The organism is Dolomitihabitans soli (assembly GCF_022213955.1).
In the GTDB taxonomy this organism is placed as follows: Bacteria; Actinomycetota; Actinomycetes; order Streptosporangiales; family Streptosporangiaceae; genus Streptosporangium_A; species Streptosporangium_A soli.
In genome coordinates this window covers 19,968-32,019 of the sequence record NZ_JAKNTW010000001.1, presented here as the reverse complement: position 1 = coordinate 32,019, position 12,052 = coordinate 19,968, and the positions used below count along the sequence as shown (strand labels likewise).

Below are 12,052 nucleotides of genomic sequence, written 5' to 3'. Positions count from 1 at the left end.
CGATTGCTCGGCTAGCATTCCTAGGGTAGCTTGCGCTCAGTGCTCACGGGAGGACCGGTATGTCGTTTGCCGATCTCGGCGATGTGCGGCTTTTCTATACCGACGACGGGTCGGGTGAGACCACGCTGCTGCTGGTCCACGGCTGGGGGGCCGACTCGCGCGATTGGGCCCACCACCTGCCCGCGCTGCGCGGGACGTACCGGGTGATCGCGGCCGACCTGCGCGGGCACGGCTACTCCTCGGCTCCGCCGCACGGCAACACCCCGCGCAAGATGGCCGCCGACCTCGCCGAGCTGTGCGCGTCGCTCGGCGTCGAGACGTGCGTGCCGGTCGGGCACTCGATGGGCGGCCAGGTGGCCTCCCACCTGGCCGTGGAACATCCCGGCCTGGTCCCGGCGCTGGTGGCGGTCGAGCCCGGGTACGGCTTCGCGGGAACGGTCGCCGAGGCGTTCCCGTCGATCGTCTCGTCCCTGCGCGACGGCGACGCCAACGCGGTCGCCGTCGCGATCGACGACTGGTCCTACACTCCGGCGTCCCCCGCGTGGCTGCGCGAACAGCATCGGCGGCGGCTGCTGGCCACGCCCCCGCACGTGCTGGCGGAGGCGTTCGAGGCGATGTTCTGCGCACCCGGCGCGATCGGCGTACGGCCCGCCGCCGACGCCTACCTCGCCCGACGGGACTGCCCGGTGCTCACCTTCTGGTTCGACCCGGCGCGGGCCGCCTGGGAGGCCGCCCTGTTCAAGGACCCCCGCTCCAGGGCGATCACCTGGGAGGGCAGCGGGCACCGGCTGCACGAGGAGCGCCCGGCGGAGTTCGTGCTCGTTCTCAACGACTGGCTAAGGAGCCTTGCGTGAAGTTCTCGATATTCCTCAACCCGCAGATCCCCGGCTCGGGCTACAGCCAGGAGGAGAACGCGATCGCCAGGCGCCCGATCGGCCGTGACACCGACTCCTACCAGCTGCTGCTGCACGAGGTGCGCGAGATCGCGGTGCACGCCGACCAGATCGGCTTCGACGCGCTGATGATGACCGAGCACCACTTCCACTCCGAAGGCTTCGAGTTCTCGGTCAACCCGCTGATGTTCCTCACCGACCTGGCGGCCCGCACCGAACGCATCCTGCTGGCCCCGCTCGGCATCGTGCTCCCCGCCTGGGACCCGATCCGGGCCGCCGAGGACGTGGCGCTGCTCGACCAGTTCTGCAAGGGACGGCTGCGCCTCGGCGTGGCGCGCGGCTACCAGAACCGCTGGATGAACGTGCTCGGCCAGCGCTGGAAGACCGCCGCCGCCAGATCCGACGGGTCGGCCACCGACACCCGCAACTTCGACGTGTTCGGCGAGATGTTGAAGATCATGAAGATGGCCTGGACTCAGGAGACCCTGCGCTACAAGTCCGACGTCGTCGACTACGAGGTGCCCGCGCCGTACGAGGGGATCGAGGGCTGGCCGGCGCTGGAGTGGACCAAGACGTTCGGCGCACCGGGCGAGGTGTCGGACGACGGGCGGATCCAGGCCGTCTCGGTGTGCCCCAAGCCGTACCAGAACCCGCATCCCGAGCTGTGGCAGCCGTTCACGATCTCCGACCGATCGGTCATCAGGGCCGCCCAGGAGGACATCATGCCGTGGATGTTCACCCCCAACCCGGACGAGCACGCGGCCAAGGCCCGGCTCTACCAGGAGGAGTCGGCCAAGTGCGGCCGCGACTACAAGCTGGGCGAGCACACCGGCATCCTGAAGATCATCGGCATGGCCGACACCCGTGAGGAGGCCATCGCCACCTACGGCACGAGCATGCAGAAGGACTTCGCCGCCTTCTTCGGCCCGTTCGGCTACCTGGAGGTGCTGCGCAAGAAGGAGGACGACCGGCACCAGCCGATCAGCCCGCAGAAGGGCGACTACAAACGGATGAACGAGGTCGAGATGGCCCTGCTCGGCGGCCCGGACGACGTCAAGCGCGGGATTCAGCGGATGCTCGACCGGATGCCCGACCTGGAGTGGTTCGGTCTGTTCATGCAGGGCCAGCAGGGGGTGCTTCCGCTCGACACGGTCAAGCGCAACCTGGAGCTCTTCGCCACCAAGGTCATCCCCGAGTTCGCAGACTGATGGACTTCTGGCTGGGCGCCTCGTTCGTGGCCACCGGCGAGTTCACCGAACTCGCCGTGGCCGCCGAACGGTACGGCATGCACACGCTCACGCTCTCGGACCACGTCTTCTTCGCCGACTACGCCACGCCGTACCCCTACTCCACGTCCGGCAGGCCACGCTGGGACGCGACCACGCACTGGCCGGACCCGTGGGTCACGATCGGTGCGATGGCCGCCGTGACCAGCACGCTGCGCTTCTCCCCCAACGTCTACATCGCCCCGGCCCGCGACCTGTTCACCGTGGCCAAGCAGGTCTCCACGGCCGCGGTGCTCTCCGGCGAGCGGGTCGGCTTCGGGGTCGGGGTGGGCTGGTGCGCGGACGAGTTCGCCCAGACCGGCCAGGACTTCCGCACCCGGGGGCGCAGGCTGGACGAGATGATCCCGGTCCTGCGCAGGCTGTGGGCCGGCGGCGAGGTCGAGCACCACGGCGTCCACTTCGACTTCGGACCGCTGTCCATCGCCCCCGTACCCGCCCGGCCCGTCCCCGTCTACATCGGCGGCGACAGCGAACCGGCCCTGCGCCGCGCCGCCCGCCTCGGCGACGGCTGGATCGGCAACCGCGTCTACACCGAGGACCAGCTCGACGTGATCCTCACCGCCCTGCGCCACCACCTCCAGGAGTACGGCAGGCCGCCGGACGCCCTGGAGATCATCGCTCCCCTCGCCGTCCTGCCCGATCCCGCCACCTACCGCCGCTTCGCCGCCAAGGGCGTCACCGCCACCATGGCCGCCCCCTGGTGGCTCGCCACCCCCGAGGAGAAGGCACGGCACGGCGACAGCCTCGAACTCAAGATCGCCACCCTCGAACGCTTCGCGGAGGAGATCATCGCCAGAATGTGACAGCCCCGGCGCACGGGCCTGCCGCACACCCACCACCCCGCACGCGAACCTCCCCGCATGCGGGCCTACCTGAACGCGGGGCCTGCCTGAACGCGGGCAGATCCGTACGCGGACCTGCCCGCATTCGGACCTGCCCGTACAGGCCTACCCGCACGGACCTACCCGCACGGACCTGTCCCCTACGCGGGCATGCCTGAACGCGGGCCCGGCCGTGCGCGGTCGCCCGTGTGCGGCCGCCGGTGTGCGTGTGGCTCGTTGGTGGGCGGCGGCCGATAGCCTTCGTGGCGTGCTCGAACACATCGTTGCGACCAGATATGTGACGCCGCTCCGCGAGGGCGGGTCGCTGCCGGGTGTCCTCGAGGCGGATGACCTCGGCACCTATGCCGTGAAGTTCCGGGGCGCGGGGCAGGGCGTCAGCGTCCTCGTCGCCGAGATCATCTGCGCCGAGCTCGCCAGGCGGCTCGGGCTCAGGACCCCCGAGCTGAGGATCATCGATGTGGACCCGCAACTCGGCAGGAGAGAGCCGGACGAGGAGATCCAGGACCTGCTCAACGCCAGCGTGGGCGACAACCTCGCCGTCGACTTCCTGCCGGGCGCACTCGGGTTCGACCCGCTGGTCTGGGCCCCGGAACCGGGCTTCGCCTCCCGCGTGCTCTGGTTCGACGCGCTGATCCACAACGTCGACCGGAGCTGGCGCAACCCGAACCTGCTGGTCTGGCACCGCGACATCTGGCTGATCGACCACGGCGCCGCCCTCTGGTTCCACCACAACTGGCGCACCGCCGACCCCCAGCGCCCCTTCGACGGCGGCGACCACGTCCTCGCCCCCTTCGCCACCGGCCTGGCCGAGGCCGACGCCGACCTCAGCCCGCGGATCACCAGGGAGCTGCTGGAGGAGGTGACGGCCGCGGTGCCCGACGAGTGGCTGGACGAGCCCGGCTTCGACGGGCCGCCCGCCGTACGGCAGGCGTATGTGGAGCACCTGCTCGCGCGGGCGAGCGGGCCGCGGGCCTGGCTGCCCGACACCGCAGGTGCGGGGGAACGGCCGCCTGACGCCGCGTCCAGGCGCGAGGCCGGCCGTGGCGTACCGTTCTGGAAGGACGCCCGATGAGCGACGTCTACGAGTACGCCACGATTCGCGTGATCCCGCGGGTGGAGCGCGGCGAGCTGGTCAACGCGGGCGTGATCGTCTACTGCCAGCCGGCGGGCTACCTGTGCGCCAAGGTCGAACTCGACGTCGTCCGGGTGCGCGCCCTCGACCCCGAGATCGACGCCGAGGGGGTACGGCACGCCCTGGACGCCTACGAGATGGCGTGCGGCGAGCAGGCCGGGCCGCTGTCGGCGGAGTCACTGGGCAGCAGGTTCCGCTGGCTCACCGCGCCGCGCAGCACGATCGTGCAGACGGGCCCGGTGCACGCGGGGCTGACCGGCGACCCGGCCACCGAACTGGAGCGACTGTTCGACCGGCTGGTCAGAACACCCACGCGGAGCTGACCGGCGACCCCGCCACCGAACTGGAACGACCGTTCGACCGGCTGGTCAGAACAGCACGGACATGAAGGTGTCGACTTCTTCGAACCCGACCTTGCGGTAGACCGCGCGGGCCGGCGCGTTGAAGTCGTTGACGTACAGGGTGACCAGCGGCGCGAAGCAGCCGAGCGCGTAGTCGACCACGGCGGCCATCCCGGCGGCGGCGTGCCCCTGCCCGCGCCGGTCCGGGTGCACCCACACGCCCTGGATCTGGCAAGCGAGCGGGGTGACCGCGCCGATCTCGGCCTTGAACACCACCTGGCGTCCCTCGATGCGCGCGTAGGAGCGGCCGATCCGGATCAGCTCGGCGACCCGCGTGCGATACAGCGCGCCGCCGTCGCCCGCGTCCGGCGAGACGCCGACCTCCTCGGTGAACATCGCCACGCACGCGGGCAGCACCGTCTCGAACTCCTCCGGGCGGACCCGCCGCACCAGCGGGTCGGCGGGCACCGGCGACCGGGAGGACATCACCATCGCCGGCTGCGCCCAGCGGACGGCGCGCGCGGGCCCCCAGTGCGGCTGGAGCAGCTCCCACAGCGGCTCGACCGCGCGCGCCGGGCCGACGATCGACGAGCAGCGCCTGCCCTGCCTGCGCGCACGGTCGGCGAAGGCGTGCACGGCGTCGGTCCCGGCGTTGACGGGGACGAGGTTGGCGCCCGCATAACACAATGAGGTCAGACCTCCGCGCGCGCCGAATCCCCACATCTGTCCGCCGAGCCTGGCCGGGTTGAGCCCGACGGACCGCACCCGCGAGGCGACGAAGACGTTGGCGACAGGATCGATGTCAAGGAGAGCAAGAACCTCTTCGCGATCGCTGTCGTCGAGCACGCGCGACGCCGATGTTCGCAGCATCACCCGCCAAGCGTACGCGACCTCCCCGAATTTAGCAGGAACCGCCCCAGACCCCCGTTTCTTTACTGTCCGCTGAGGATTCCACCCAGGAGCGGGTTCGACTCCGGCTGCTCGATGACCTTTTCCGTAGTCGTGCGGGCCGGTTCCGTAGTCGTGCGGGCCGGCTGGTTCGGCCGGGGCGCCGGCTTGCTCGGGCACCGCGCGTCCGGCCGTGAACCGGGACGGCGCACGGGGACCGAACCGTCGCGCAGGTAGGCGGCGAGACGCCGGTCCGCGCACGCGTTGCCCGACAGGACCACTCCGTGGTTCCCGCCCGGCTCGACGACGAGGCTGGCGCTGCCGAGCGCCTGCCGCATCCGCAACGCCCCCTCCCGCGGCGTGGCCGCGTCGCGTTCGGCCTGGAGCATCAGGATGGGCGGGAGCCGCCGGTCACCGGTGACGCGCACGGGCGTGCCACCCCGCCGCGGCCAGAACGCGCACGGCGCGTTGTACCACGCGTTCGGCCAGGTCATGAAGGGTGACCTGGTGTGCGACGCGGCCATGTCGGCGTGCCACCTCGCCCAGTCGCGCGGCCAGGGCGAGTCGCCGCACTGGACGCCCAGGTAGACGGCGTAACCGTTCTCGTCGCTCGCGCCGAGTCTGCCGTGCTGCTGGTACGCGGCGAGGAGACCCTTGGTCTGGCCCCTGCGCACGTAGTCGGAGAACGCCTGGGCGAGCTGCGGCCAGATCGTGTCGGAGTATCCGCCGGCGGTGAAGGTGTCGTCGAGCTCGCTCGGGCCGACCGTCCCCTCGGCGGGGCGTGCGCCCAACCGGTCGCGCATGGAGTTCCAGGCGAACCGGACCTTGGTCTGGTCCCTGCCCAGCCGGTAGACGTTGTTGTGGCGGGCCGTCCAGGCCAGGAAGTCGCGGTGCCGCCGCTCGAAGGAGTGGTTCTGGGCGATGTTCGAGGCGTACCAGTCGCCCTTCGGGTCGACCACGCTGTCCAGGACCAGCCGCTTGACGCGGTTGGGGAACAGGGTGGCGTAGACGGCTCCGAGGTAGCTGCCGTAGGAGTAACCGAGGTAGCTCACACGCTCCTCGCCCAGGGCCCTCCTGATCGAGTCGATGTCCCTGGCGGAGTTCTCGGTCGTCAGGTGGGGCAGCATCCAGGACCAGCGGTTGCCGCACGCCGTGGCGTACCCCCTGGCCCGGTCGGCCAGGGTCCGCTCCGCGGTGGTGGTGCGCGGCACGTGGTCCAGGCGGGGCGCCGCGTACAGCTTCTCCGCGTCTACGCAGGTCAGCGCGGGCACGCTGTCGCCCACCCCCCGCGGGTCGAACCCGATCACGTCGAACCTGTTCGCCAGCCCGTCAGGCAGCGTGTCGGCGACGTGCTTGGCCAGGGCGCGCCCGGAGGCCCCCGGCCCGCCGGGGTTCACCAGCAGCACCCCGAGGTGGTTGTGGTCCCGGGAGACCGTGCCGCGCACCCGGTTCAGCGCCAGCGTGATGGTCTGGCCGTACGGCTCGCGGTAGTCGAGCGGCACCCGGACCGAGGTGCACTCCACCCGTGACGGCGCACTGGAGCCCTTCCTCGCCGGCGCTCCCGGCGAGGCCCTGTTACCCGCCTGGCAGGGCCCCCAGGCGACCTCGGCCGCCTCCTTGGCCCCGGCCTCCGCGGCCGCCTCCTCGGTGGCGACTCCCATCCCTGCGGCCAGCATCGACATGCTCGCGAAAACTGCGACGACCCGCTTCACCCGACAGCGCTCCTCTGTTCAGTGGACAGAGAAATGTTCCCCTAGGTGACGAGTCGATTACTCGGAGTCTCTACAGAGATTACCATTCGGTAAGCAAATGATTGCCGGGTGCGATCGGCTCAGCCGACAATGACCTCGGGGCCCGAATCGTCGTCGAGGTCCACGTCGACGCCCATCGCCTCGGCCAGGCGCAGGGCCTCCTCGATCAGGGTCTCGACGATCTGCGACTCGGGCACGGTCTTGATGACCTCGCCCTTGACGAAGATCTGACCCTTGCCATTGCCCGACGCCACGCCCAGGTCGGCCTCGCGGGCCTCGCCGGGCCCGTTGACGACGCATCCCATGACCGCGACCCGGAGCGGCACCTTCAGGCCGTCGAGCCCCGCGTGCACCTGCTCGGCGAGCGTGTAGACGTCGACCTGGGCCCGGCCGCACGAGGGGCAGGAGACGATCTCCAGACCGCGCTCGCGCAGGTTGAGCGACTCCAGGATGCCGATGCCGACCTTGACCTCCTCGACCGGCGGCGCGGAGAGCGAGACCCTGATCGTGTCGCCGATGCCCTCGGCCAGCAGCGCGCCGAAGGCGACCGCCGACTTGATCGTGCCCTGGAAGGCGGGGCCGGCCTCGGTGACGCCCAGGTGCAACGGGTAGTCGCAGCGGGCGGCGAGCTGGCGATACGCCTGGATCATGACGACCGGGTCGTGGTGCTTGACCGAGATCTTGATGTCGCGGAAGCCGTGCTCCTCGAACAGCGAGCACTCCCACAACGCCGACTCGACCAGCGCCTCGGGCGTGGCCTTGCCGTACTTCTCCATCAGCCTGGGGTCGAGGGAGCCGGCGTTGACGCCGATCCGGATCGGGACGCCGTGGTCGGCGGCCGCCCTGGCGATCTCCCCGATCTTGTCGTCGAACTTCTTGATGTTCCCCGGGTTGACGCGGACCGCCGCGCAACCGGCCTCGATCGCCGCGAAGACGTATTTCGGCTGGAAGTGGATGTCGGCGATCACCGGGATCTGCGACTTGCGCGCGATGATCGGCAGCGCGTCGGCGTCGTCCTGCGAGGGCACCGCCACCCGCACGATCTGGCACCCGGAGGCCGTCAGCTCCGCGATCTGCTGCAGGGTCGCGTTGATGTCGGCGGTCACGGTCGTGGTCATGGACTGGACGGTCACGGGAGCGTCGCCGCCCACCGGCACGGCACCCACCATGATCTGCCGTGACCTCCTGCGCTCCGCGATCGGGCGGTTCCGCACGGAGGGAATCCCAAGATCTACAGACATCTCAGCACCTTGACTGGTTGGCGACGCGACGGGCCTGACAGTCGCTCATTCCGACCCCACCAGTGTAGGTAGTGCCGGGAGTCACGGGGCCACCGCGGCGACACCCGTGCCGCCGGGGGTCCCGGCGGCCACACCATATCGGTCACCCATTTACCGCAATTCGGGTCAATGGTGATGATTCGCGTCAGTGCCCGGTGAGTTCCCGCGCCCGCGCCCTCGCCCACGCGTCGGCGTCGAGCACCTCGGCCACCGTGTCGGCGGCCGTGCCGGTGTGCTGGGAGACGACCTCGGCGATGGTGTCGACGATGCCGAGGAAGGGCAGCCGGCCCGCCACGAACGCGTCGACGCACACCTCGTTGGCGGCGTTGTAGACGGCGGGGGCGGTGCCGCCCTGGGTGCCGACGTGCCTGGCCAGCGCGACGGAGGGGAACGCCTCGTCGTCGAGGGGCTCGAAGGTCCACGACTGGGCCACGCTCCAGTCGACCGCCCGCGCCACCCCGGGCACCCGCTCCGGCCAGCCCAGGGCCAGCCCGATCGGCAGGCACATGTCCGGCGGGCTCGCCTGCGCGATCACCGCGCCGTCGACGAACTCCACCATGGAGTGGATCATCGACTGCGGATGGACCACCACGTGGATCCGGTCGAACCCGAGATCGAACAACAGGTTGGCCTCGATGACCTCAAGGCCCTTGTTGACCAGGGTGGCCGAGTTGATGGTGATCACCGGGCCCATCGACCAGGTGGGATGGGCCAGGGCCTGCTCGGGGGTCACGTCCGCGAGGTCGGCCCGCGTCCGGCCGCGGAAGGGACCGCCGCTGGCGGTCACGATCAGCCGCCGTACGGCGCGCGCGTCCTCGCCCGACGGGCCCGCCGCCCACAGGCACTGCGCCAGCGCCGAGTGCTCGGAGTCGACCGGCACCAGCATGCCGGGCTTCGCCAACCGCTTGACCAGGGCCCCGCCCATGATCAGGGACTCCTTGTTGGCCAGCGCGAGCATCCGGCCCGCCTCCAGGGCCGCCAGCGTGGAGGTCAGGCCCAGGGCGCCGGTGATGCCGTTCAGCACCACGTCGCACGGCCACGCCGCGACCTCGGCGACCCCCTCGGGGCCGGCCAGCACCCTGGCCCGCGACCCGTGCGCGGCCAGCGCCTCCCGCACCGCCCCCACAGCCGCCGTATCGGCGACCGCGACCACCTCCACCTCGAACCGGGCTGCCTGCCGGGCCAGCAGGTCCACCCTGCCGCCGCCCGCCGCCAGCCCGGTGACCGTGAACCGCTCGGGGTTCCTGGCGATGACGTCCAGAGCCTGGGTGCCGATCGACCCGGTCGCCCCCAGCAGGACGACGGAGCGCGTGATGTCTGAATCCACCCCCCTATTCTCACCTCCTCACGGGGGCCGCCGGACGCGACTCCCGCCCCGGCCCCGCCTGGCGGCCACCGCGGCAGCTGCGGCACATATCCACCCGGAATACCAGCGAGTTGAATATATAAGCATGAAGATTGCCAACTATGGGTGTTTTATGACAGAAGTTGAAATATCCATATATCCATCTCTGCAAGTCATGGAAATCGGATATCTCCCCCTACTACCTTCCGAATTTAGCAATCCGCTCCCCGGGAGGTACGCATGCACCGCACGGCACTGCTGGTGCCCGTTCTCGCCATCGCCACGGGAGGCGCGCTGCTCCCAGCGGCCACGGCGCACAGCGCGCAGGCACCGAAACCGATCAGCAGGGACGCCGCCGACTCCAGGAACGAGCAGCGCACGGTCGCGAAATACTGGACCGCCGCGAGAATGGCGGCCGCGCCGCCGCTCGACCTTCCGGCCCAGGGCGCCGGGAACGCGCGGCCCGGTTCGACGACCGCCACCGCGGGAACCCCCCTGACCGTCGCCGCCACCGCGCCCGCCGCGCGGGAGTCCGTCCGGCAGGCCGCGGCGCGGGAGACGTCCGGAGCGGTGTGGCCGAGGGCGGGGGCGATCGCCAGGACCACCGGGCGGGTGTTCTTCACCACCGCGAACGGCAGGAACGCCTCCTGCTCAGGCAGCGCGGTGACCAGCGCGAACAAGAGTGTCGTGATCACCGCGGGGCACTGCGTCAAACTGGGCGACTCCTTCCACCGCAACTGGGTGTTCGTACCGGGCTACGCGAACGGCCGGCGGCCCTACGGCACCTGGGTGGCGACCACGCTGGTGACCACACCCCAGTGGAACACCGACGAGCAAGCCGACCACGACGTCGCGGCGGCCGTCGTGGCCCCGCTGGACGGCAGGCGGCTGATCGACGTCGTCGGCGGCCAGGGCATCGCGTTCAACCAGGCGCGGCGCAGGCCGATGCACTCGTTCGGCTATCCGGCGAGCGGCCCGTATGACGGCTCACGACTGATCTTCTGCTCGGGACAGGCGTTCGACGACACCAGGATGTCCCGTGCCATCGGCCTGACGTGCGACATGACGGGCGGGGCAAGCGGTGGTCCCTGGTTCCTCGCCTTCAACGAGTCGACCGGCGTCGGCACGCAGAACTCGGTGAACAGCTTCAAGTACAACGTCGCGCCCCACTTGATGTTCGGCCCCTACTTCGGCCAGGCGGCGAAGGCCGTGTACGACGCGGCGCAGCGCAACGGCGCGACCTGATTCACCAAAAGTAGCCACAGGGGCACCCTGGGTAGTGAACACTCGGGCCCATGAGCTCGTCCCCACCGCTTCTCGCGGTCGCTTCGCTGATCGCCGGTCTGCTGAGCGTTCCGCCGCCTGGACACACCGCCGTCGCGGAGGCGGGCACCGGGGCCGACGTCGTGGAGCACGTGGCCGCACGCAGCGCGACCGAGCAACGCCGCGTGCTCGACTACTGGACGCCGCGGCGCATGGCCGCGGCCGTCCCCCTCGGCGTGGCGGGAACGCTCGACCGGATGACCGGCCTGCCCCCGGTCTTCGGCATGGCCGCCAGGCCCCTCGCCCCGCCCCGGCGGCAGCACCGGGCGACCCGGCCCAGCACCACCACCAGCGGCACGCGGTGGACCTGGCGCGGTGCGGTGACCCGCACGACGGGGCGGGTCTTCCTCACCCTGGCCGGCGTCGACTTCGTGTGCTCGGCCAGCACGGTGCGCAGTGCCAGCCGGGATGTCGTCGTCACGGCGGGCCACTGCGTCAAGGACGGCGCCGGCGCCTGGGCGGACAACTGGACCTTCGTCCCCGGTTACCGTGACGGGCGCAAGCCGTACGGGTCGTACACCGCGCGCCGGATGTTCGTCGCCGAGCCCTGGGCGCGGGGCGGGGGCGACGACCACGACCTGGGCATGGTCGCGCTGAACACCTCGGACGGCAAGCACGTCGCCGACGCGGTGGGCACCCAGGAGATCGCGTTCGGCGGCCGGCGCGGCGGCCGGACCCACGGCTTCGGCTTCCCCGCCGACCCGCCGTACGACGGCCGGGAGCTGGTCTACTGCGCGGGCCGGCTGCGTCAGGACCCGCACGGCCAGTCCGGCGACCAAGGGCTGACCTGCGACATGACGGCGGGGTCGAGCGGCGGACCGTGGTTCACCGGTTTCGACGCGGAGACCGGGACGGGCACGATCACCTCGGTGAGCAGCTTCAAGTACACCGACGACCGCCGCACCATGTACGGCCCCTACTTCGGCGAGTCCGCCGAGCAGCTCTACGCCATCGCCCAGAAGGCCTGACCG

11 protein-coding genes are annotated in these 12,052 nt (G+C 70.8%); 7 read left to right on the top strand and 4 right to left on the bottom strand.

Features of this window, described 5'->3' with window-relative positions:
• The first annotated feature begins 59 nt into the window (after positions 1 to 59).
• The 5 genes from MBA17_RS00140 to MBA17_RS00120 all read left to right on the top strand — a co-directional run bounded on the left by MBA17_RS00140 (position 60) and on the right by MBA17_RS00120 (position 4,476).
• Positions 60 to 854: an alpha/beta fold hydrolase gene (locus MBA17_RS00140; RefSeq protein WP_238494117.1), complete on the top strand. Its 795-nt coding sequence runs from the start codon at positions 60 to 62 to the stop codon at positions 852 to 854.
• Positions 851 to 2,101: an LLM class flavin-dependent oxidoreductase gene (locus tag MBA17_RS00135; RefSeq protein ID WP_238494116.1), complete on the top strand. Its 1,251-nt coding sequence runs from the start codon at positions 851 to 853 to the stop codon at positions 2,099 to 2,101. Before MBA17_RS00140 ends, MBA17_RS00135 begins: the two co-directional genes overlap by 4 nt.
• Positions 2,101 to 2,982 (top strand): TIGR03619 family F420-dependent LLM class oxidoreductase, encoded by an 882-nt coding sequence (locus MBA17_RS00130; RefSeq protein ID WP_238494115.1) that lies wholly within the window; start codon positions 2,101 to 2,103, stop codon positions 2,980 to 2,982. Before MBA17_RS00135 ends, MBA17_RS00130 begins: the two co-directional genes overlap by 1 nt.
• Before the next feature lie 286 nt (positions 2,983 to 3,268).
• Entirely contained in the window at positions 3,269 to 4,093 is an 825-nt protein-coding gene (locus tag MBA17_RS00125) for a HipA family kinase (protein WP_238494114.1), read from the top strand.
• Positions 4,090 to 4,476 carry a DUF3037 domain-containing protein gene (locus tag MBA17_RS00120; protein ID WP_238494113.1) on the top strand — a complete coding sequence of 129 codons (387 nt, stop codon included), beginning with the start codon at positions 4,090 to 4,092 and terminating at the stop codon, positions 4,474 to 4,476. Before MBA17_RS00125 ends, MBA17_RS00120 begins: the two co-directional genes overlap by 4 nt.
• 45 nt (positions 4,477 to 4,521) lie before the next feature.
• Here the strand turns inward: MBA17_RS00120 and MBA17_RS00115 are convergent, their stop codons facing one another.
• From MBA17_RS00115 to dxr, 4 genes are all read right to left on the bottom strand, one after another.
• A complete protein-coding gene (locus MBA17_RS00115; RefSeq protein WP_238495002.1) occupies positions 4,522 to 5,364 on the bottom strand; it encodes a GNAT family N-acetyltransferase in 843 nt (280 codons plus the stop codon).
• A 62-nt stretch (positions 5,365 to 5,426) separates the two neighbouring features.
• Positions 5,427 to 7,094 carry an alpha/beta hydrolase gene (locus tag MBA17_RS00110; RefSeq protein WP_238494112.1) on the bottom strand — a complete coding sequence of 556 codons (1,668 nt, stop codon included), beginning with the start codon at positions 7,092 to 7,094 and terminating at the stop codon, positions 5,427 to 5,429.
• Positions 7,095 to 7,213: 119 nt separating this feature from the next.
• Complete coding sequence (ispG, locus tag MBA17_RS00105; protein ID WP_238494111.1) at positions 7,214 to 8,374, bottom strand: flavodoxin-dependent (E)-4-hydroxy-3-methylbut-2-enyl-diphosphate synthase; 1,161 nt, start codon at positions 8,372 to 8,374, stop codon at positions 7,214 to 7,216.
• A gap of 184 nt (positions 8,375 to 8,558) precedes the next feature.
• Positions 8,559 to 9,740 (bottom strand): 1-deoxy-D-xylulose-5-phosphate reductoisomerase, encoded by a 1,182-nt coding sequence (gene dxr / locus MBA17_RS00100; RefSeq protein ID WP_238494110.1) that lies wholly within the window; start codon positions 9,738 to 9,740, stop codon positions 8,559 to 8,561.
• A 258-nt stretch (positions 9,741 to 9,998) separates the two neighbouring features.
• Here dxr and MBA17_RS00095 point away from each other — a divergent pair, with 258 nt between their 5' ends.
• A complete protein-coding gene (locus MBA17_RS00095) occupies positions 9,999 to 11,003 on the top strand; it encodes a trypsin-like serine peptidase (protein WP_238494109.1) in 1,005 nt (334 codons plus the stop codon).
• A 50-nt stretch (positions 11,004 to 11,053) separates the two neighbouring features.
• Positions 11,054 to 12,049: a trypsin-like serine peptidase gene (locus MBA17_RS00090; protein ID WP_238494108.1), complete on the top strand. Its 996-nt coding sequence runs from the start codon at positions 11,054 to 11,056 to the stop codon at positions 12,047 to 12,049.
• The last annotated feature ends 3 nt before the right edge of the window (positions 12,050 to 12,052 follow it).

Excerpts from the sequence above, each read along its gene's own strand:
- MBA17_RS00140 (WP_238494117.1), top strand. The coding sequence starts at position 60 with ATGTCGTTTGCCGATCTCGGCGATGTGCGGCTTTTCTATACCGACGAC.
- MBA17_RS00130 (WP_238494115.1), top strand. The coding sequence starts at position 2,101 with ATGGACTTCTGGCTGGGCGCCTCGTTCGTGGCCACCGGCGAGTTCACC.
- MBA17_RS00120 (WP_238494113.1), top strand. The coding sequence starts at position 4,090 with ATGAGCGACGTCTACGAGTACGCCACGATTCGCGTGATCCCGCGGGTG.
- MBA17_RS00115 (WP_238495002.1), bottom strand. The coding sequence starts at position 5,364 with ATGCTGCGAACATCGGCGTCGCGCGTGCTCGACGACAGCGATCGCGAA.
- ispG (WP_238494111.1), bottom strand. The coding sequence starts at position 8,374 with ATGTCTGTAGATCTTGGGATTCCCTCCGTGCGGAACCGCCCGATCGCG.
- MBA17_RS00095 (WP_238494109.1), top strand. The coding sequence starts at position 9,999 with ATGCACCGCACGGCACTGCTGGTGCCCGTTCTCGCCATCGCCACGGGA.
- MBA17_RS00090 (WP_238494108.1), top strand. The coding sequence starts at position 11,054 with ATGAGCTCGTCCCCACCGCTTCTCGCGGTCGCTTCGCTGATCGCCGGT.